The sequence below is a fragment of the Bradyrhizobium sediminis genome (genome assembly GCF_018736105.1).
In the GTDB taxonomy this organism is placed as follows: Bacteria; Pseudomonadota; Alphaproteobacteria; order Rhizobiales; family Xanthobacteraceae; genus Bradyrhizobium.
Genome location: NZ_CP076135.1, coordinates 4,559,224 through 4,575,633, shown reverse-complemented (window position 1 = coordinate 4,575,633; position 16,410 = coordinate 4,559,224). Strand labels below are relative to the sequence as shown.

Here is a 16,410-nt window from a genome sequence, read left to right as displayed (position 1 = left end):
CCCGACGTTGGGTTATGATGAATACGTACAAGTTTAATCGCAGTTTTTGATCCGGCCCTTGCGGCGGACAGGAGGTCGCCCGACAGCTACCGATCCTCTTCCTCCGGATGCACCCACTTGTACGGCGTGATCTCCCGCGTCGCCGTCAGCTTGATCATGTGCACCGGCGGCGCGTAGCGGCCCTTGCGGCAGGAGCGGCATTTCAGCGACGCTTCCAGTTTCCACAGCGGCGTATCGCGCGGCCTTCGGATGGCTGTCAGCGGCAGGCTCGCGCGGGTCTTGCAGCGGTTGCATTCGACCTCGAGCCAGCCGAGGCCGCCGTTGAGGCATTGCCCGATCGAGGGCGCGGGCTGCGCCGGCCCGCCATAGCCTTCCATCCGGATCGACCAGGCTTCCGCCTCGGCGCGGTCGGCCTCGCGAATGGCTTTCGCGGCGGCTTCCCGCGCGCCGTCGGCGCGGATTTTCGCGCCCCGGATGCGGCCGCCCCAGATGGACTCGCGCGACTTGGTGCTCATGGTCAGGCGATTACAGCCAGTCTTGCGGCGCTAGGCAACGCCACTAGGAATAGCGGGGAGGAACACGCATCTCCCACCAAGGCTCGGGAGGTGGTGCGGCTTAAATCAGCCCGCCGGCGTCGATGGCTTTTCTGGCAAGCTCGACGGCCTTCTCGGCGGTGAGCGCATCGGCCGAGGTGGTGGCTTCGTCGACCACCGAGGGCGGGATCGCGACCCGGATTTTCTTGCCGTCGAGCCGACGGATGGTCGAGCGCCATCTGTCGGTATCGCGCCGGAAGGCGTCGATGACATAGGCCTTGTAGGTCACGCCGCTCATGGCGGGCTGCTTCACCGCGCGAACCTCCGGTGGATTCTGCGGTTGAGGCAGCAGCGGCCCGTTGGCGATGCTGCGAATGGACTCGATGATCTCCCGGACGATATCGCCGCGCGCGCCGCCGGTTGTGTCCTTGAGCAGATATCTCACCGCCGCACTGATCTCTGTCCTGGCGTGGTCGTCATCAGCGAAATCCCGATCGATCGGATCTGACATCATGGCTTGGCGCTCCGGGCCGCAACGCGTTGGCGGACAGGGTGCAGCTAAGCGGGCTCTCGTTAAGGTCTGATTATCGGATCAGTTTTCATTTTACGGGCTGGTGCGGGCAAATCAGTTGCCTCATCCGATTTTCTGTCCAGCCCCTCGCGCGAGATCGTGAAGGCGTGGTTGTGTGCGAACGCACGCCACATCCTCACCTGTCATCACCCGCGAAAGCGGGTGACCCAGTATCCCAGAGACGTCAGTGATTGAACCGATAAGCCGCGGCGTACTGGATCCCCCGCATGCGCGGGGGATGACGACCGGTTGCAAAGTGATCCGTAACCCAGATGAAGCACAGCCGCCCCGATGAAGCGCAGCGATATCCGCCGCCGGGACGGCCTAGTCGAACAGGCTCGACACCGACTCTTCCGACGCGGTGCGGGCGATGGCTTCCGCGATCAGCGGGGCGATCGACAGTGTGCGGATGTTGGGCGCCTTGGTGACCGCCTCGGTCGGCAGGATCGAGTCGGTGATCACGAGCTCCTTCAGCCGGGAGCCGGCGATGCGGGCGGCGGCGCCGCCCGACAGCACGCCATGGGAGATGTAGGCGTAGACATCCTTGGCGCCGTTGGCGAGCAGCGCATCGGCGGCGTTCACCAGCGTGCCGCCGGAATCCACGATGTCGTCGATCAGGATGCAGGTGAAGCCTGCGGCATCGCCGATCACGTTCATGACTTCGGATTCGCCGGCGCGCTCGCGGCGCTTGTCGATGATGGCGAGCGGCGTGTTGATGCGCTTGGCGAGGCCGCGGGCGCGCACCACGCCGCCGACGTCGGGCGACACCACCATGACGTTGGCGAGGTCGAAGCGTTCCTTGATGTCGCGCACCATCACCGGCGAGGCGTAGAGGTTGTCGGTCGGAATGTCGAAGAAGCCCTGGATCTGGCCGGCGTGCAGGTCGAGCGTCATGACGCGGTCGACGCCGGCGCGGGTGATCAGATTGGCCACCAGCTTGGCCGAGATCGGCGAACGCGAACCGACTTTGCGGTCCTGCCTGGCATAGCCGAAATAGGGGATCACGGCGGTGATGCGGCGCGCGGAAGCCCGGCGCAGCGCGTCGGTGATGATCAGGAGTTCCATCAGATGGTCGTTGGCGGGAAACGACGTCGACTGGATGATGAAGACGTCGGAGCCGCGGACGTTTTCCTGGATCTCGACGAAGATTTCCATGTCGGCGAAGCGGCGGACAGTGGCCTTGGTCAGCGGCAGGTGCAGCCAGTTGGCGATTTCCTGGGCCAGCGCAGGATTGGAATTGCCGGCGACGAGCTTGATGGAGCCGTTCTTGGCCGACATCGAGGCTTCTCCCCGCGCCTTGCTGGATACAATGTTCAGCATCTCGGAATACCCATGGAACCGGCGCGTTTCGACGAGCGAGGTGATATCAAGGAGGCAGTCCGGCTGGCAACCCGTGGAACTACGTTTTCCTGCGCAAAATCAGGTCCCGGGGCGTTTTCGTTAACGGGCACTGTAACCCAAAGCACCCTCGCCGCCGAGGGCGCTGTCGCTGCCGGGGGCGCTGGCCGCAAAACCGTCCGAAACCAGCCAGGGCAGTTCCGCGCTGGCGACCGCGGGGCCGCGCCGGCCCGGTGCGGGGGCAGGCTGCGGCGCTTCCGCCGGCGCGGTTCCATTGATCATGGCGGCAAGGCCGCTCAGCCCGGCCTGGGCGATTTTTCGCAACAGGAGGTCATCGGCCGCGGCCCAGGCGTCGCGTCCGGCCTTGCCGGCGGGCTCCTCGCCGGAAAGCCGCAGCGCGCGCTGCTGGTCGCGGTCATAAACGTCCCAGACCCAGGCGATGGTGGTGCGGCCGCGGCTGACCTGGGCGGCGAGATAGCTGCGCACCCGGTAGGCGGCCGAGCCCTCGCGGGACACGACCTGAAGGTTGCGCAGCTTGGATTCGCTGTCGAGCACGCTCACCATCCGCTCGAACACCTGCGGCGGCGGGCCGTCGATCGATTCGAAGGCGACGGTGGGACCGCTGCCGGCCATCGCGAACGCGCCGCTGCCCGCGCCGCCGCTGCTGGCGCAGCCGCCGAGTCCGCAGGCGAACGCAATCAACGCTGCGGCGATCGCCGCGCGCAATGCGGTCCGGCCGGTCGTGCCGGTCCGGAGCAGGTTCGTTGACGCGTCCCTCATTGCGCCCAGCGATATCGTTAAAACGCGTTAAGGTCTAGGGCAGCGGCGCTGTCGGGTTCCGCAAGGCCGGGCCGCAATCTGCGCGATCGGGAGCTACTCCCGCTCCAGCGCGATCGAATGGACATGCCGGCCGTAGTCCGGCTCGCCCCGATGCACCGAGCGGCGGTAGCTGAAGAAGCGTTGGTCGGAATAGGTGTCGATGCCGGTGTCGTCGATCATAGGCACGCCGGCATTTTCGAGCCGCATCCGGATGAAGCCGGCGAGGTCGAACATCGAATGGCCGGCGCGTACCGAGGGAATGAAGAACAGCGCGTGGTCGGCGTCGGCCTCGATGAAGCGCTCGACGAACTCGCCGCCGACTTCGTAAGAGGGCTGGCGGATCATCGGGCCTATGGCGGCGATCAGGCGGCCGCGCTCGGCGCCGAGTTTTTCCATCGCCTCGATGGTGGATTCCAGCACGCCGGTCAGCGCGCCCTTCCACCCCGCATGCGCCGCACCGATCACGCGCGCGCCGGGGTCGACGAACAGGACCGGTCCGCAGTCGGCCGCGGTGGCGCCGATGGCGACGCCTTCGGTGCGGGTGACGATGGCGTCGGCGCGCGGCCGCTCCTCTCCCTGCCATGGTCCTGTGGTGACCACGACGTCGGGCGAATGGGTCTGCCAGACGCTGAGAAAATGTTGGGGCGTGACGCCCAATCGCTCCGCCATCCGGCGGCGATTTTCTTCGACGTGAGCGGGATCGTCGTTGGAGCCGACGCCGCCGTTGAGGCTGCCGTAGATGCCGCCGGACACCCCGCCCTCGCGGGTGAAGAAGGCGTGGCGCAGGCCGGGAATGGCCGAGAGCAGCGGCGATTCCAGCGTCATGGCTGCGCCGCCCTGGCGTCGGGCCTGGCGTCCGGCTCGTCCTTGAATCCCGCGAGATCGGTGAGGTGGGGTTCCGATACCGCGAGCACCTTGAACATCGATCCCATGCCGCCGCGGCCGCCGCCGACCAGCCGCTTCAGCGCGCCGGAGATGTCCTCGGAGACCTCATGAGAGGCCTTCGCCATCAGGGTCACCGCGCGGGTTTCGATGCCGAGCCGCTTCAGGAAATCGCCCTGCGGCACCGGGCCGTGGACGCGTGCGCCGAGGTCCTCGGCGGCGCGCACCAGCGCCTGGAAATCGACATGGGCGGTGACGTCGGCCTGGCCTGGATTCTTCAAGGGATCGGTGAAGCTGTGGCGGGCGATGGCCTGGAAGGTATCGCCGGCGTCGCTGCGCAGGTGACCGTAGTCGATGATCAGGGCGGCGCCGCCCTGGTCGCGCATCCGTGTCGCGATTTTCATGATCTCGGCGTCCGGCCGCCACTCGAACACCGCGCCGACCGGCGCGGCGCGCACCAGCGGCGGCAGCAGGACTTCGAAGCGCGGCATCGGCTCCGGCGCGGCGCCGAATCCCAGTTTGCCGGTGTCGTCGATTTCGACGGTGCGCTCGTGCCAGCCGGTCTCGCGCTTCACCACCTGGTGGATCGGCAGCACGTCGAAATATTCGTTGGCGAAGATCACCGCGGGCCCTTCCGGCACCTCGTCGATGCTCTCGTGCCAGGCGATGTTGCGCACGCCCGACAGCGTCGACTTCTGCTTGTCGCGCAGCACCGGATTGATCTCGACCAGATGGATGCTGAGCGACTGATAGAGCGGCGGCAGAACCCGCAGCGCGCGCAGCGCATCCGCCATCATGGTGCCGCGGCCGGGCCCGAGTTCGATCAGCCGCAGCAGCGGCGGCGACCCGATCGCCTTCCAAACCGAAGCCGCCCACAGCCCGAGCAGTTCGCCGAACATCTGGCTCACCTCGGGGGCGGTGGTGAAATCGCCCTCGCGTCCGAGCGGATCGCGCGAAACATAGTAGCCGTGCTTGGGATGCGTCAGGCACAGTTCCATGTAGCGCCAGACCGGCATCGGCCCCGACGACTTGATCAGCTTTTTGATCTCGGACTGCAGCGGCGAATATTCGGTCACGGTGTTGCCTGGTTGGATTTCAACGCTCGAGCCGGCGGCGTACGGCGCCATGCCACCACGATCAGGATCGCTCCGGCAATGATCATCGGCACCGACAGCAGCATACCCATTGTCAGCCCGCCCCACAAAAATCCGAGCTGCGGGTCGGGTTCGCGGAAAAACTCGCCGGTGATGCGGGCCAAGGCGTAGATCGCAATGAAGCTGCCGAGGATCAGGCCCGGCCGCTTCAGGGCGCCGAAGCGAATCATCACCGCCAGCACTGTAAACAGCACGATTCCCTCGAGCCCGGCCTCGTAGAGCTGGCTCGGATGGCGCGGCAGCGGCCCGCCATTGGGAAACACCATCGCCCAGGGCACGCTGGCGTCCGCCGGCCGGCCCCACAACTCGCTGTTGATGAAATTGGCGAGCCGCCCGAGGAACAGCCCGATCGGTCCGACCGCGGTGGTGATGTCGCCGAGCGACAGGATCGGAAGGCCGTTCCTGCGGCAGAACAGCATCACCGCGGCAACGCAGCCGAGGAAGCCGCCGTGGAACGACATGCCGCCCTTCCACAATTCGAAGATCTCGGCCGGATGCTGGATGAAGAACGGCAGGTTGTAGAACAGCACGTAGCCGGTGCGGCCGCCGAGGATGATGCCGACCGTGACCCAGAGGATGAAATCGTCCATCTGCGGCAGCGTGATCGGCGCCGGCCCGCCCCACAATTTCTCGTTTTTGATCAGCGCGCGGGCGTAGAGCCAGCCCAGCACGATGCCGCCGATATAGGCCAGCGCATACCAGCGGATCGCGATCGGCCCGATCGCGATGGCGATCGGATCGAACACCGGGAATGCGATGGTGAGAAAGGGCATTGCGCCTGCGGCTTACTTTGAGAGGTTGCGGCGATACAGCGCCAGCAGCCGTTCCCAGTGCCGTTCGGCCGCGTCGCGATTATAGACCGGCCGCTTCGGAAACGCGAAACCATGATGGGTGCCGGGATAGATTTCGACCTCGGCATTGGCGCCCTTCATCGATGCCATCACCTTGTCGATGATCTCCTGCGGCGCGTAGATGTCGGTTTCGGCGCAGCCGAAATAAAGCTCGGCCTTGGTCTTGCTGGCGGCGAGATGCGGGCTGTCGGGCTGGTCGGTGGCCAGATGCGTTCCGTAGATCGAGGCCGCCGCCTTGACCCGGTCCGGGAAATGCGTCGCGGCGTTGATGGAATAGCGGCCGCTCATGCAGTAGCCGACGGTGCCGACGATCTTCGCGTTCGCGGCCGGCTGCTTGTCGGCGTAGGCGAGCAGCGCGGCGGTATCTTCCATGACCAGGGGAATGTTGATCGAGTTCATGAACCCGAACATGCGCTTGCGCTCGGGCGCGTCGGGGTCCGGCGGTATCGGCCCGATTTCCATGACGCCGGAGCGGTAATACAGGTTCGGCAGCATCACGTAATAACCCGACGTGGCCAGCCGGCGCGCCATGTCGCGCAGTTCCTCGCGGATCGCCGGGGCGTCCATGTAGAAGATGATGACGGGAAACGGGCCGCCGCGTTCGGGATGGCTGATGAAGGTGGTGGTGTGGCCATCTTTGGTCGGAATCTCGATCTGCTGGTCGATCATGGGACGTCTATTCTCGTTTCCGGCTGGCGGTTTTGTTGTTCCGGCAATGGGATACGATTGCAAGGAAACCAGATCATGACAAGGCGACCTGGGCTTAGGGCTTTGCCTTGGGACTTGGCGTTAGGCAACCATGCCGGCCTTGAACCGCGCCCTCAGGATCGCCATTGTCAGGTTCGACAGTATCCTTTGCAGCCGACCGGAGAATTTTGAGATGACCCAGACCAGCAATCGGTTCTTCGACGAGATCGGGCGTCTGATGAACGACGCTGCCGGCGCCGCCCAGGGCGTCAAGCGCGAGGTCGACACCGTGGTCCGCAATCAGGCCGAGAAAATCCTGCGCGACCTCGACATCGTCAAGCGCGAGGAGTTCGAGGCGGTCAAGGACATGGCCCGGCTGGCGCGCGAGGAAAACGAGGTGCTGAAGGCCCGCATCGCCGTGCTGGAAGCCAAGCTCGGCGTCTCCCAGTAGGCGGCGGGTGTCGGCAGCCTGAATACGGACGGGTAGGCGTTTCACTCTATTCGGTGTCATGTCCGGACCTGATCCGGGCATCCATCAATCTTCGTGAGGGATGGATCGCCGGGTCGAGCCCGGCAATGACGAGTTTGTGGGCCGGCCCCCAAAACCAGCAGAAAAATCCCCGCATTTCCTTGTCATTTCACCCCTTTGGGGCTAGAACGCCGCCACGTCCGCAGCCCCCGCACCCCTGGAGGCTTGCTGCGGCGGCAACCGGGCCGCGATGCGGCCTTTAACTTTTTATAAAACAAGGACTTACACCAAATGGCGACCGTCAAGGAATTGAAGGCGACCACGCGTCCGGCAGGCGGCAAGGGGGCCGCACGGGCAGAGCGTCGCGCCGGGAGAGTGCCCGGAGTGATCTATGGCAACAACCAGCCCCCCGTGACCATTTCGGTCGAAGACGCCGAACTGCGCCAGCGCATCCTGGCCGGCCGGTTCCTCACCACGATTTACGACATCGAGCTCGAGGGCAAGAAGCACCGCGTGATTCCGCGCGACTTCCATCTCGATCCGGTGCGCGATTTTCCTGTTCATGTCGATTTCATGCGGCTCGGCGAAGGCGCCACCATCCGCGTCAGCGTTCCCCTGCACATCCAGAACGCCGAAACGGCGCCGGGCGTGAAGCGCGGCGGCACCGTCAACATCGTCACCCACTCCATCGACCTGGAATGCTCGGTCGATAACATCCCGCAATATATCGAAGCCGATGTCAGCAAGCTGGAAATCAGCCACTCGCTGCATCTGTCCGACGTCAAGCTGCCGACCGGTGTAAAGTCGCTGTCGCGCGAGGACGTGACGCTGGTGACCATCGTGCCGCCGTCCGGCTACGCCGAAGAACTCAAGGCCGCGGCTGCCGCTGCGGCCGGTCCGGCGGCTGCGGCTGCCCCAGGTGCCGCTCCGGCGGCCGGCGCTGCCGCTGCCCCGGCGGCGGGTGCCGCTCCCGCGGCGGGTGCCAAGGCTCCGGCGGCCGGCGCGAAGGCGCCTGCCGGCGGCGGCGACAAGAAGAAGTAACCGGACGCGGGATGCCGCGTCATGCGACTGTTTGTTGGGCTCGGCAATCCCGGCGCGAAATACGCGCATAACCGGCACAACATCGGCTTCGCAGTCGTCGATGAAATCGCGCGGCGTCATGGTTTTGCACCATGGCGCCGCCGTTTTCAGGGCGAGAGCGCGGAAGGCACGCTCGATCACGAACGCGTCGTCCTGCTCAAGCCCACAACCTTCATGAACGAGTCGGGACGGGCGGTTCAGGAGGCTGCGAATTTCTTCAAGATCGCGGCCGGCGAGATCGTCGTATTCCAGGATGAACTCGAACTGCCGGACGGCAAGGTGCGGGTCAAGGTCGGGGGCGGCATTGCCGGCCACAACGGCCTGCGCTCGATCTCCTCGCATATCGGCAACGATTATCGCCGGGTGCGGATCGGGATCGGCCACCCCGGCATCAAGGAACTGGTACACGGCCACGTGCTGTCGGATTTCGCCAAGAGCGACCGTCCCTGGGTCGAGGCGCTCTGCCAGGCGATTGCCGACAACGCCGGACTGCTCGCGACAGAAAAGGACTCGACGTTCCAGAACCGGGTGCATCTTGCGCTGCAAGCCAAGGGATTTTTCGGCAAGGAAGAAGGCGAAAAGTAACGCTCGTCATCGCCGGACTTGATCCGGCGATCCATCTTTCAAAGAAGACGGATACGCGGGTCAAGCCCGCGTATGACGACCTCAAATCATTCACCCGCTGCGGATGTCGCGCGAAAGATCGGAAGCTACTATGGGATTCAAATGCGGTATCGTCGGCTTGCCCAATGTCGGCAAATCGACGCTGTTCAATGCGCTGACGGAGACGGCGGCGGCGCAGGCGGCGAACTATCCGTTCTGCACCATCGAGCCGAATGTCGGAGAGGTCGCGGTGCCCGATCCCAGGCTCGAGAAGCTCGCCGAGGCCGGCAAGTCGGCGCAGATCATTCCGACCCGGCTGACCTTTGTCGATATCGCAGGCCTGGTGCGCGGCGCGTCGAAGGGCGAGGGCCTCGGCAACCAGTTTCTCGCCACCATCCGCGAGGTCGACGCGATCGCGCATGTGGTGCGCTGTTTCGAGGATTCCGACATTACCCATGTCGAAGGCAAGATCGCGCCGCTGGCTGACATCGAGACCATCGAGACCGAATTGATGCTCGCCGACCTCGACAGCCTGGAAAAGCGGATCGACAACCTCACCAAGAAGGCCAAGGGCAACGACAAGGACGCCAAGGAACAGCTCGATCTCGTCAACCGCGCGCTGGTGCTGCTGCGCGAAGGCAAGCCGGCGCGGTTTCTCGAGCGCAAGCCGGAGGAAGAGCGCGCCTTCGGCATGCTGGGATTGCTGACTTCAAAGCCGGTGCTCTACGTCTGCAACGTCGAGGAAGGCTCCGCGGCCAAGGGCAACAAGTTCTCGCAAGCCGTTGCCGAACACGCCAAGAAGGAGGGCGCGGTCGCCGTCACCATCTCCGCCAAGATCGAGTCGGAAATTGCGACGCTGTCGCGCGAGGAACGCGCGGAGTTTCTCGAGACGCTGGGCCTCGAGGAAGCCGGTCTCGACCGGCTGATCCGCGCCGGCTACCAGTTGCTCGACCTCATTACCTATTTCACCGTGGGCCCGAAGGAGACCCGGGCCTGGACCATCCACCGCGGCACCAAGGCGCCCGCCGCGGCTGCCGTGATCCATACCGACTTCGAAAAGGGTTTTATCCGCGCCGAAACCATCGCCTATACCGACTATGTGACGTATGGCGGTGAGGCCGGCGCCCGCGACGCCGGCAAGTTGCGGCTGGAAGGCAAGGAATACGTGGTCGCCGACGGCGACGTCATGCATTTCCGGTTCAATACCTGATCCGGGCTACTACTCAACGTCTTCGCCAGCCCTAATGCATCTGGCCCTGATCGCGGATCGCGCCGAGGTGCTCGTTGATGCGGAATACGATCAGGATGAATTCCGCGGCGATGCGCGAAAAGATCACCCCGACGACGACGCTGGCGATCGAGGACAACAGCACGATGAAGCCGCCGAACGGGCTGATCGCCATCGCGGCCAGGCCTGAGAAAATGCCGGAAATGCCGAACAGCGCAATCAAGCCGATCACCAGCCAGTAGAAGGTCTTGATGATCGTGGGCGTGATGAAGCGGTCCCACTGAAACAGATCCCGAAATTCAAACATCGGTCGTTCTCCCGGCGCGTCGAGTATGAGCTACGTCCAAACCTGCCGCATAGGGCTAGCCCCGAATGTTGCCAGGGGCAAGATCAGGGACCAGCGGCGAAATACGGCCTTCGCCCGCAGAACACGAGGCATGCGGGTGGGCGGGTTGAGATTGCCGCAAATAACGGCCACAATCAGGCTTCCCTCACAGCAATCCCCCATCATGACACTCAGCTTCGAAGATTTCCCGCCCGGCCATTTCGGGACATTCGGCCCGCGCCACGTTACGCGCGAGGAGGTCCTTGCCTTTGCCGCGGAATTCGACCCGCAGCCCATGCACCTGGACGAAGAGGCCGCCTCGCGCTCGATGCTCAAGGGCCTCTCGGCCTCGGGCTGGCACCTGTGCTCGATCACCATGCGCATGATGTTCGACGGCTTCATCGGCCGCACCGCGTCGCTGGGCTCGCCCGGCGTCAATGAACTGCGCTGGCTGGCGCCGCTCCGGCCGGGCGACGACATCACGCTGGATGTCGAGGTCGCGGAGGCCAGGGTTTCCAAGAGCCGGCCGGAGACCGGCATCGTGACGTTCAAGGCCGTGGCGCGCAACGCGACCGGGCTGCAATTGTGCGAATGGATATCGCCGATCATCGTGCGTCGGCGCGACTCCGCGGCGGGGCAGACGGACTGATGCGCTTCTTCGAGGACATGGAGGTCGGGCAGCGGCGCGAGGTGGGATCGTTCACCTTCACCGCCGATGCAATCAAGAAATTCGCCGCGCAGTTCGATCCGCAGCGCTTTCATCTCGACGAGGAGGAAGGCAGGAAGTCGCTGTTCGGCGGGCTGGCCGCGTCGGGCTGGCACGTCGGATCGGTGTGCATGAAGCTGCTGGTGACCGACGGCCAGAGTCAGGCGAGGGAAGCCGCCGCGCGCGGCGAGACGATCGCGGTGTGGGGACCGTCGCCGGGCTTTCGCGAACTGCGCTGGATCAGGCCGGTGCTGGCCGGCGATACCGTCAGCTTCTCCAGCGAGATCGAATCGCTGCGGACCTCCGAGAAGCGGCCGGAATGGGGCATCGTGCAGGCCCGCCACACCGGCACCAACCAGCGCGGCGAACTGGTGTATTCGCTGCTGGCGACCGCCTTCGTGCCGCGCCGCAATGCGAATTCCTGAACCAGGAAACCCCGCCACGCGACTTGATCAGCGCCAGGCCAGCGCCAGCACCACTACCGCCAGGAACAAAAGCCCGACAAACCGGATCATGATGTTGCCCATCCGGTGCGGAGAATTCCGCAGCGGAATCGGATCGGTGGTGTCGGGCCGAATGCTCTTCATGAAGGTTTGTCCCCGCCGCAATATGGTGCCGGACCTTGGTCGCGGCCGGGGCCCGGCAAGTTCAAATCCGGTGCGGGCAAAATGAAACCGCCGCGCTCCCGGGGGCGGGAGGCGGCGGCAATCAGGTGCGGGATATCAGGGGATCAGCTGTTGCGAAGCCCGTCGGCGGCGCGCTTCCACTGCGTCACATTGTCGGCGATCATGCGCGTGGACTTCATCGCAGCCTGGCTGAGCTGCGCATAGCCGGAAATCTCGCGCTGCACGCGCTGACCTTCGGCGTGCAACAGGTCGCGCAGGCTTTCGAGTTCGGCGATCAGGTTTTCGATTTCCGAAAGCGACGTGCCGGCGACGCGCTGGATCAGCGAGTTGACGTTGTTGACGGTCGCCTCGGTGCTCGGCTCGAGCGCGGCGTCGGGCGTGAGTGTCGGCGGACGGCGCAGATAGGCGACGTCGTTGCGGACGAAGTCGCGGATCCCGGCCTCGACTTCCGAGACGGCGGCGAGATTGGAATCGACTTCAGTTGATTCAATTGCTTCAGAACGAACGCTGGCGTTCATCGGTTAGTCCCCTGTTTCGCGTGTGTACCGAGCGCGGTTGTCCCCCGCACGACGAAATTCACGATGCCATCAGGGCTGCTGATTTTGACCGCATCGCGGCCAATATGCGGCAATGCTCGATCTTTCCCGGGATCGGCGCGGGCACGGCGGTGCCGGCCCTCACCAGCTGTGCTTGAATCCCGCGGTGAGGCTCTTGTTCGAGGTGCCGAGCGCGGTTTCGCCGATCGAGCCGTTGATGGTGACGCCGCCGGGCAGTTTCTGCTCGGCGCCGATCTTGCGAAGCCATTTGTCCTCGGTCGACGACAGCGACTGGCCGGCGGTCAGGCTGGTGCCGGTGTCGGCGATGGAGAGCCTGGCCGATTGCTCGGTCTGATAGCTTCGCACCGGGTGCGCGGCGATCCCGGGCATCGGCACGATGCCCTGCTGGATCACGTTGTAGCCGTTCTGCAAAGTGAGCGAATATTGCTCGCCGAGCGGCAGCGACTTGGTCAGGGAGGTGCCGAGCTTGCCCTGCTCCTGCGAGGGATCGACCCGGGCCTCGACCGCGGTCTTGTCCCAGATCGAGCCGACGCCGGGGGCGGTGATCGCCGCCCAGGCGGTCCCGGAGGATTGCGACGGCTGGCCGTCGCTGGAAAATTTCTGCCGCAGCAGATCCGCGCCCGTCTGCGTCTGCGGCTGGTCGACCACGGTCATGTCGGCGCCGATCCGGGTATCCCAGAACGGCGACAGCGGCTGCTTCACCGACACTTCGGCCGCGCCATTCGACTTGTCCTTCGCGGTCCACGACATGTCGGTGCCGCCGGCCGCTTTCGGAAGGCGCGCCTTCGCGGCCGGGCCCGGCGGCAGGGTGGAGGCATCGACATTGAGCTGGCTCCAGTCCGGCTCGAGCTCCCTGATTTCGGCGTCGGTTGATTCGGAGGCGTCGGTTTCCGCCGCCGCGTCCGGATTGTCGTCCGACGGCAGCGCCTGCGCGTGTGCCGGCAGCACCGGCGCCATGCCGACAGCCGCCGCCAGCATCAGCAGCAACGCCAGCCTGTGTCGTGTCATGGAAAACCCCGCCTGCACTGCAGAGCGCCATTGATGCGGACAGATCGGCGCAAAATTGTGGCGGGGCTGTTCTCGGAGTCTGAGCGAGTCGTTCGTCATGGCCGGGCTTGACCCGGCCATCCACGTCTTACTTGCAGCCAGACCGTCAAGACGCGGATGCCCGGCACAAGGCCGGGCATGATGAACTTCAACGGTTCAATTTCGTTCGATAAACTCAGGCGAACGACGCCATCTTCGGCAGATGGATCGGACGGCCGAGCGCCTGCTCCACCAGGTCGAAGGTGTCGACGAGAACCCGGAGGTTGAACAGCCGGCCGGCCCTGAATTGCGCGAAATGCGCGATCCGCAGGCTGATCGGTTTGAGCGAATCCAGCATCGTCAGCGAATAGCGCAGCATCGAGGACGCCGATTCTTCCCCGAGCATGATCGTCTCGCGATCGAAGCGGTGGACCCGGACGTTTTCCGCGATCTGCCTGATGACCTCGATCACGGCTTCCCTGCCGCGGCGCGCGCCGAGAAAGGGAAACATGTCGATCGGGCCATAGATCGCCCAGTCGACATCTTCGTCGATCAAGGCCTCGAGGTCTTCGTACCGGCGTTCATTGATCGCGCGATGCAACGCACGCGAAAAACGCCAGAGGCTGTGCTCTGTCATTTTCTGTATCGTCCTGATCTGAATCGACAAAATCAGCAAACGGCCACAATGAGCGTCATTCGCGACGCTTGGGCCTGGATGCTGCACGTCATTGTTGGTATTAAAAATACCAGATTTTGACTAGAACTCAACGGATATTTTTGCATTGCACAAAATGCGGCGGGGCCTGCCCGTTTACCTGTCGCGCCGCCGCGCAGGCTCCCGCTCGATGGCGATTTCGGCGTCGCGAATCGCGATCACCCCGAACAGCAAGCCGCCGCCGATCCCGCCGATCGCCGCACCCAGCGGCATGAAGGTGAAGAACACCAGCATGGCGCTATAGCCTTCAAAACTGGTGGTCTTGAAGATTTCGACCCAAGCGAGTCCGGCGCCGATCCCGAGCGCTGCGCCGCCCAAAGCTCCCAACAGCAGACCGAGCAGGACGAGCAACGCAATTTTCATGGATGTGGTTTCTTTGTGTCGGTGGCCGCAAAAACTCGTGTTTGGTCGCGGCAGGGCGCCGCGAGGTTCAACGCGAGTTGCCTCGCGCCGTGCTTCCCCGGTGCGCACCTGCGGTCTGGGTCCTCCGGACCATCCCGGAATGACGAGATGCACGCGCTCAGGTCTTCTTGGGCTTGGTTTCAGCCAGCACGGCAGCGACGTCGCGTTCCAGCACCTGTTGAACCAGGTCGAAGGAATCGATCACTTCGCGGATATGCGTGATCAGACCGTCACGAAAGGTGAAGAAGACCGCGATGTCGAATTGCACGACCCGGTCGCTGTCGCTCTTGCGGAAGAATGCGCGAATGAGCGTCGCGACCTTGTCGCCTTCGGCGACGATGAAGGGCAGTTCGTAGCGCATGCTGGAATAGCGGGCGTGGACGGTCTGCCACATCTTCCTGATTTCAGCCTTGCCGCGGCGGTGGCCGAGATGCGGCAGGATATCGATCGGCGCGGCCGCGATGTAATCGATGTCGTCGCTCAGGCGGGCCAGCGAGCCCTCGATGTCGCCGGAGTAATAGCCGTCGAGCAGGTTCAGCAGGCGCTGCCGGTTGAGATGCTCGACCATTCTTCTCCGCCGGTGTCTGGCCTGAATCGCATTGTCGATTCCATTGTCGACGGAATCGCACTGTGATCAATCGGCAAAAAGTTCCGCACCATTAGACGCGGACAGATCGGAAACAGTTCATGCAACCATGGGGTGTAGTTTGAAATAATGCCCTGCGAAGCATTTTCGCCGGCGCGGGCATCGCTGCCCGGGTCGCTCACATCGCGATCGATGTCCGGAAATCTCGTCATGCCCGGCCCTTGTCCCGGGCATGACGATGAAACCGGTCACTTCTTGCTGTTGGGGCTCTGGCCGGCCGGCGTCTTGCCGGACGAGAACGGCGACTGCGTCGCACCGCCCTTCTTGAGGTTCTTGTCGGCCTTCGGTTTCTTCTTTTCCTTGTTGCTGCGCATCTGACCCTTGGCCATGGCATTTCTCCCAGCGCCGGGTTGAAAGACTGTGGCGCGGCCGAACAATAGCAAATCGGGCGGGGATTGTATGCAAGCGGCGCGATGCGTCCGCGCTTTGCGTCGATGGTCACCCTCTGGGCGCAGGGAAGACCGGGTGCGCGCTGCACCCGCGGTCTCGTGTGCAAATATCTGCGAAGGAAACGCACACGAGCAATACAGGTTCAGCGGAGGCAATCCGGCCTTCCCCGCGCAATGGTTTTACGGTTTAGTCCGCGCTCTTGTGTCCGCAAACTGCCCGTCGCTGGATCTGAGCCCGTTCGTGCTCAAAGGCCCTTGGGAGCCTGTCGGGCAAATCACCGGCAGTCGCTTCATAGTCACTCGTCATCACCCGCGAAGCGGGTGACCCAGTGCGCCGCGGCTTCTCGGTTGGTCACGACCGTCTCTGGAATACTGGGTCGCCCGGTCAAGCCGGGCGATGACGGCTGTGGGTGTGCCGCGCCGCTACCGTGGTGCCGCGGTCTTTCCTGTCTCCGAGGTCGACGACGAACCGTGTCTGCTTCTCGGAACCGTCGGGGACATAGGCTTCACCGCGCGCCAGTTTGCCGGGCGAGGGTGGGGCGATAGGGCAGGGATTCCCGGCCGTGCATCTCGTCCCGATGGGCTTCCCGCGAACCAAAGGCATCAGATGATGTCTTTGGAAATCATCCACCCCACCAGACATATGATGAAGCCGCCGACGGCGCCGAGGAAGGCGCCGGCGATACGATGCTTCTTCCACAGCAGCGCGCCCGGAATTCCGAGCAGGAGGCCCGGGCCCCCAAAGACCAGCGCGATGAACATCTGGCTGACAGGGTCGTTCAGAATGCCGATATCGGACAATG

24 protein-coding genes are annotated in these 16,410 nt (G+C 64.3%); 6 read left to right on the top strand and 18 right to left on the bottom strand.

Annotated features, from left to right (window positions below; genetic code table 11):
- Window positions 1-86 precede the first annotated feature (86 nt).
- The 8 genes from KMZ68_RS21795 to KMZ68_RS21760 form a co-directional block, all read right to left on the bottom strand.
- Window positions 87-515, bottom strand: coding sequence for a hypothetical protein (locus tag KMZ68_RS21795; RefSeq protein ID WP_215613211.1), 429 nt, complete (start codon window positions 513-515; stop codon window positions 87-89).
- 100 nt (window positions 516-615) lie between these two features.
- Window positions 616-1,047, bottom strand: a complete 432-nt coding sequence (locus KMZ68_RS21790; RefSeq protein WP_249779445.1) for a hypothetical protein — start codon at window positions 1,045-1,047, stop codon at window positions 616-618.
- A gap of 381 nt (window positions 1,048-1,428) precedes the next feature.
- The gene (locus KMZ68_RS21785; protein ID WP_215616429.1) at window positions 1,429-2,382 is read right to left on the bottom strand and encodes a ribose-phosphate pyrophosphokinase; all 954 of its coding nucleotides are present in this window, start codon (window positions 2,380-2,382) and stop codon (window positions 1,429-1,431) included.
- A 162-nt stretch (window positions 2,383-2,544) separates the two neighbouring features.
- Complete coding sequence (locus tag KMZ68_RS21780) at window positions 2,545-3,222, bottom strand: hypothetical protein (RefSeq protein WP_249779444.1); 678 nt, start codon at window positions 3,220-3,222, stop codon at window positions 2,545-2,547.
- A 93-nt stretch (window positions 3,223-3,315) separates the two neighbouring features.
- Window positions 3,316-4,086 carry a peptidoglycan editing factor PgeF gene (gene pgeF, locus KMZ68_RS21775; RefSeq protein WP_215613210.1) on the bottom strand — a complete coding sequence of 257 codons (771 nt, stop codon included), beginning with the start codon at window positions 4,084-4,086 and terminating at the stop codon, window positions 3,316-3,318.
- The gene (locus KMZ68_RS21770; RefSeq protein WP_371741483.1) at window positions 4,083-5,159 is read right to left on the bottom strand and encodes a class I SAM-dependent methyltransferase; all 1,077 of its coding nucleotides are present in this window, start codon (window positions 5,157-5,159) and stop codon (window positions 4,083-4,085) included. Before KMZ68_RS21770 ends, pgeF begins: the two co-directional genes overlap by 4 nt.
- Before the next feature lie 56 nt (window positions 5,160-5,215).
- Complete coding sequence (gene lgt, locus KMZ68_RS21765) at window positions 5,216-6,070, bottom strand: prolipoprotein diacylglyceryl transferase (protein ID WP_215613208.1); 855 nt, start codon at window positions 6,068-6,070, stop codon at window positions 5,216-5,218.
- Window positions 6,071-6,082: 12 nt separating this feature from the next.
- On the bottom strand, window positions 6,083-6,817 hold the full coding sequence (locus KMZ68_RS21760; protein WP_215613207.1) for a dienelactone hydrolase family protein: 735 nt from the start codon (window positions 6,815-6,817) through the stop codon (window positions 6,083-6,085).
- A 211-nt stretch (window positions 6,818-7,028) separates the two neighbouring features.
- On the opposite strand from KMZ68_RS21760, the gene KMZ68_RS21755 reads away from it, so the two are divergent.
- From KMZ68_RS21755 to ychF, 4 genes are all read left to right on the top strand, one after another.
- The gene (locus tag KMZ68_RS21755; protein WP_215613206.1) at window positions 7,029-7,286 is read left to right on the top strand and encodes an accessory factor UbiK family protein; all 258 of its coding nucleotides are present in this window, start codon (window positions 7,029-7,031) and stop codon (window positions 7,284-7,286) included.
- A 309-nt stretch (window positions 7,287-7,595) separates the two neighbouring features.
- Window positions 7,596-8,345 (top strand): 50S ribosomal protein L25/general stress protein Ctc, encoded by a 750-nt coding sequence (locus KMZ68_RS21750; protein ID WP_215613205.1) that lies wholly within the window; start codon window positions 7,596-7,598, stop codon window positions 8,343-8,345.
- Between the two features lie 21 nt (window positions 8,346-8,366).
- Window positions 8,367-8,969 (top strand): aminoacyl-tRNA hydrolase, encoded by a 603-nt coding sequence (gene pth / locus KMZ68_RS21745; protein ID WP_215613204.1) that lies wholly within the window; start codon window positions 8,367-8,369, stop codon window positions 8,967-8,969.
- A gap of 130 nt (window positions 8,970-9,099) precedes the next feature.
- Window positions 9,100-10,197 carry a redox-regulated ATPase YchF gene (gene ychF, locus KMZ68_RS21740; protein WP_215613203.1) on the top strand — a complete coding sequence of 366 codons (1,098 nt, stop codon included), beginning with the start codon at window positions 9,100-9,102 and terminating at the stop codon, window positions 10,195-10,197.
- A gap of 31 nt (window positions 10,198-10,228) precedes the next feature.
- Here ychF and KMZ68_RS21735 read toward each other — a convergent pair whose 3' ends face one another.
- A complete protein-coding gene (locus KMZ68_RS21735; protein WP_215613202.1) occupies window positions 10,229-10,522 on the bottom strand; it encodes a DUF4282 domain-containing protein in 294 nt (97 codons plus the stop codon).
- Between the two features lie 202 nt (window positions 10,523-10,724).
- Between KMZ68_RS21735 and KMZ68_RS21730 the strand changes: the two genes are divergently transcribed.
- Together KMZ68_RS21730 and KMZ68_RS21725 are read left to right on the top strand one after the other, a co-directional pair.
- The gene (locus tag KMZ68_RS21730) at window positions 10,725-11,189 is read left to right on the top strand and encodes a MaoC family dehydratase (RefSeq protein ID WP_215613201.1); all 465 of its coding nucleotides are present in this window, start codon (window positions 10,725-10,727) and stop codon (window positions 11,187-11,189) included.
- Window positions 11,189-11,671: a MaoC family dehydratase gene (locus KMZ68_RS21725; RefSeq protein WP_215613200.1), complete on the top strand. Its 483-nt coding sequence runs from the start codon at window positions 11,189-11,191 to the stop codon at window positions 11,669-11,671. Before KMZ68_RS21730 ends, KMZ68_RS21725 begins: the two co-directional genes overlap by 1 nt.
- A gap of 27 nt (window positions 11,672-11,698) precedes the next feature.
- Here the strand turns inward: KMZ68_RS21725 and KMZ68_RS26170 are convergent, their stop codons facing one another.
- From KMZ68_RS26170 to KMZ68_RS21685, 9 genes are all read right to left on the bottom strand, one after another.
- A complete protein-coding gene (locus KMZ68_RS26170) occupies window positions 11,699-11,833 on the bottom strand; it encodes a hypothetical protein (protein ID WP_256443688.1) in 135 nt (44 codons plus the stop codon).
- Between the two features lie 143 nt (window positions 11,834-11,976).
- A complete protein-coding gene (locus KMZ68_RS21720) occupies window positions 11,977-12,390 on the bottom strand; it encodes a hypothetical protein (RefSeq protein ID WP_215603390.1) in 414 nt (137 codons plus the stop codon).
- Window positions 12,391-12,549: 159 nt separating this feature from the next.
- A complete protein-coding gene (locus KMZ68_RS21715) occupies window positions 12,550-13,437 on the bottom strand; it encodes a hypothetical protein (RefSeq protein ID WP_249779443.1) in 888 nt (295 codons plus the stop codon).
- 214 nt (window positions 13,438-13,651) lie between these two features.
- Window positions 13,652-14,092, bottom strand: a complete 441-nt coding sequence (locus tag KMZ68_RS21710; RefSeq protein WP_215613199.1) for a nuclear transport factor 2 family protein — start codon at window positions 14,090-14,092, stop codon at window positions 13,652-13,654.
- A 174-nt stretch (window positions 14,093-14,266) separates the two neighbouring features.
- The gene (locus tag KMZ68_RS21705; RefSeq protein ID WP_215613198.1) at window positions 14,267-14,533 is read right to left on the bottom strand and encodes a hypothetical protein; all 267 of its coding nucleotides are present in this window, start codon (window positions 14,531-14,533) and stop codon (window positions 14,267-14,269) included.
- Window positions 14,534-14,690: 157 nt separating this feature from the next.
- Window positions 14,691-15,140 (bottom strand): nuclear transport factor 2 family protein, encoded by a 450-nt coding sequence (locus tag KMZ68_RS21700; protein ID WP_215613197.1) that lies wholly within the window; start codon window positions 15,138-15,140, stop codon window positions 14,691-14,693.
- On the bottom strand, window positions 15,107-15,370 hold the full coding sequence (locus KMZ68_RS21695; RefSeq protein ID WP_215613196.1) for a hypothetical protein: 264 nt from the start codon (window positions 15,368-15,370) through the stop codon (window positions 15,107-15,109). Before KMZ68_RS21695 ends, KMZ68_RS21700 begins: the two co-directional genes overlap by 34 nt.
- Before the next feature lie 36 nt (window positions 15,371-15,406).
- The gene (locus KMZ68_RS21690) at window positions 15,407-15,547 is read right to left on the bottom strand and encodes a hypothetical protein (RefSeq protein WP_215613195.1); all 141 of its coding nucleotides are present in this window, start codon (window positions 15,545-15,547) and stop codon (window positions 15,407-15,409) included.
- Between the two features lie 663 nt (window positions 15,548-16,210).
- Entirely contained in the window at window positions 16,211-16,408 is a 198-nt protein-coding gene (locus tag KMZ68_RS21685) for a hypothetical protein (protein ID WP_215613194.1), read from the bottom strand.
- Window positions 16,409-16,410 lie beyond the last annotated feature (2 nt).

Excerpts from the sequence above, each read along its gene's own strand:
- KMZ68_RS21795 (WP_215613211.1), bottom strand. The coding sequence starts at position 515 with ATGAGCACCAAGTCGCGCGAGTCCATCTGGGGCGGCCGCATCCGGGGC.
- KMZ68_RS21790 (WP_249779445.1), bottom strand. The coding sequence starts at position 1,047 with ATGATGTCAGATCCGATCGATCGGGATTTCGCTGATGACGACCACGCC.
- KMZ68_RS21785 (WP_215616429.1), bottom strand. The coding sequence starts at position 2,382 with ATGTCGGCCAAGAACGGCTCCATCAAGCTCGTCGCCGGCAATTCCAAT.
- KMZ68_RS21780 (WP_249779444.1), bottom strand. The coding sequence starts at position 3,222 with ATGAGGGACGCGTCAACGAACCTGCTCCGGACCGGCACGACCGGCCGG.
- pgeF (WP_215613210.1), bottom strand. The coding sequence starts at position 4,086 with ATGACGCTGGAATCGCCGCTGCTCTCGGCCATTCCCGGCCTGCGCCAC.
- KMZ68_RS21770 (WP_371741483.1), bottom strand. The coding sequence starts at position 5,159 with ATGCCGGTCTGGCGCTACATGGAACTGTGCCTGACGCATCCCAAGCAC.
- lgt (WP_215613208.1), bottom strand. The coding sequence starts at position 6,070 with ATGCCCTTTCTCACCATCGCATTCCCGGTGTTCGATCCGATCGCCATC.
- KMZ68_RS21760 (WP_215613207.1), bottom strand. The coding sequence starts at position 6,817 with ATGATCGACCAGCAGATCGAGATTCCGACCAAAGATGGCCACACCACC.
- KMZ68_RS21755 (WP_215613206.1), top strand. The coding sequence starts at position 7,029 with ATGACCCAGACCAGCAATCGGTTCTTCGACGAGATCGGGCGTCTGATG.
- KMZ68_RS21750 (WP_215613205.1), top strand. The coding sequence starts at position 7,596 with ATGGCGACCGTCAAGGAATTGAAGGCGACCACGCGTCCGGCAGGCGGC.
- pth (WP_215613204.1), top strand. The coding sequence starts at position 8,367 with ATGCGACTGTTTGTTGGGCTCGGCAATCCCGGCGCGAAATACGCGCAT.
- ychF (WP_215613203.1), top strand. The coding sequence starts at position 9,100 with ATGGGATTCAAATGCGGTATCGTCGGCTTGCCCAATGTCGGCAAATCG.
- KMZ68_RS21735 (WP_215613202.1), bottom strand. The coding sequence starts at position 10,522 with ATGTTTGAATTTCGGGATCTGTTTCAGTGGGACCGCTTCATCACGCCC.
- KMZ68_RS21730 (WP_215613201.1), top strand. The coding sequence starts at position 10,725 with ATGACACTCAGCTTCGAAGATTTCCCGCCCGGCCATTTCGGGACATTC.
- KMZ68_RS21725 (WP_215613200.1), top strand. The coding sequence starts at position 11,189 with ATGCGCTTCTTCGAGGACATGGAGGTCGGGCAGCGGCGCGAGGTGGGA.
- KMZ68_RS26170 (WP_256443688.1), bottom strand. The coding sequence starts at position 11,833 with ATGAAGAGCATTCGGCCCGACACCACCGATCCGATTCCGCTGCGGAAT.
- KMZ68_RS21720 (WP_215603390.1), bottom strand. The coding sequence starts at position 12,390 with ATGAACGCCAGCGTTCGTTCTGAAGCAATTGAATCAACTGAAGTCGAT.
- KMZ68_RS21715 (WP_249779443.1), bottom strand. The coding sequence starts at position 13,437 with ATGACACGACACAGGCTGGCGTTGCTGCTGATGCTGGCGGCGGCTGTC.
- KMZ68_RS21710 (WP_215613199.1), bottom strand. The coding sequence starts at position 14,092 with ATGACAGAGCACAGCCTCTGGCGTTTTTCGCGTGCGTTGCATCGCGCG.
- KMZ68_RS21705 (WP_215613198.1), bottom strand. The coding sequence starts at position 14,533 with ATGAAAATTGCGTTGCTCGTCCTGCTCGGTCTGCTGTTGGGAGCTTTG.
- KMZ68_RS21700 (WP_215613197.1), bottom strand. The coding sequence starts at position 15,140 with ATGGTCGAGCATCTCAACCGGCAGCGCCTGCTGAACCTGCTCGACGGC.
- KMZ68_RS21695 (WP_215613196.1), bottom strand. The coding sequence starts at position 15,370 with ATGACGAGATTTCCGGACATCGATCGCGATGTGAGCGACCCGGGCAGC.
- KMZ68_RS21690 (WP_215613195.1), bottom strand. The coding sequence starts at position 15,547 with ATGGCCAAGGGTCAGATGCGCAGCAACAAGGAAAAGAAGAAACCGAAG.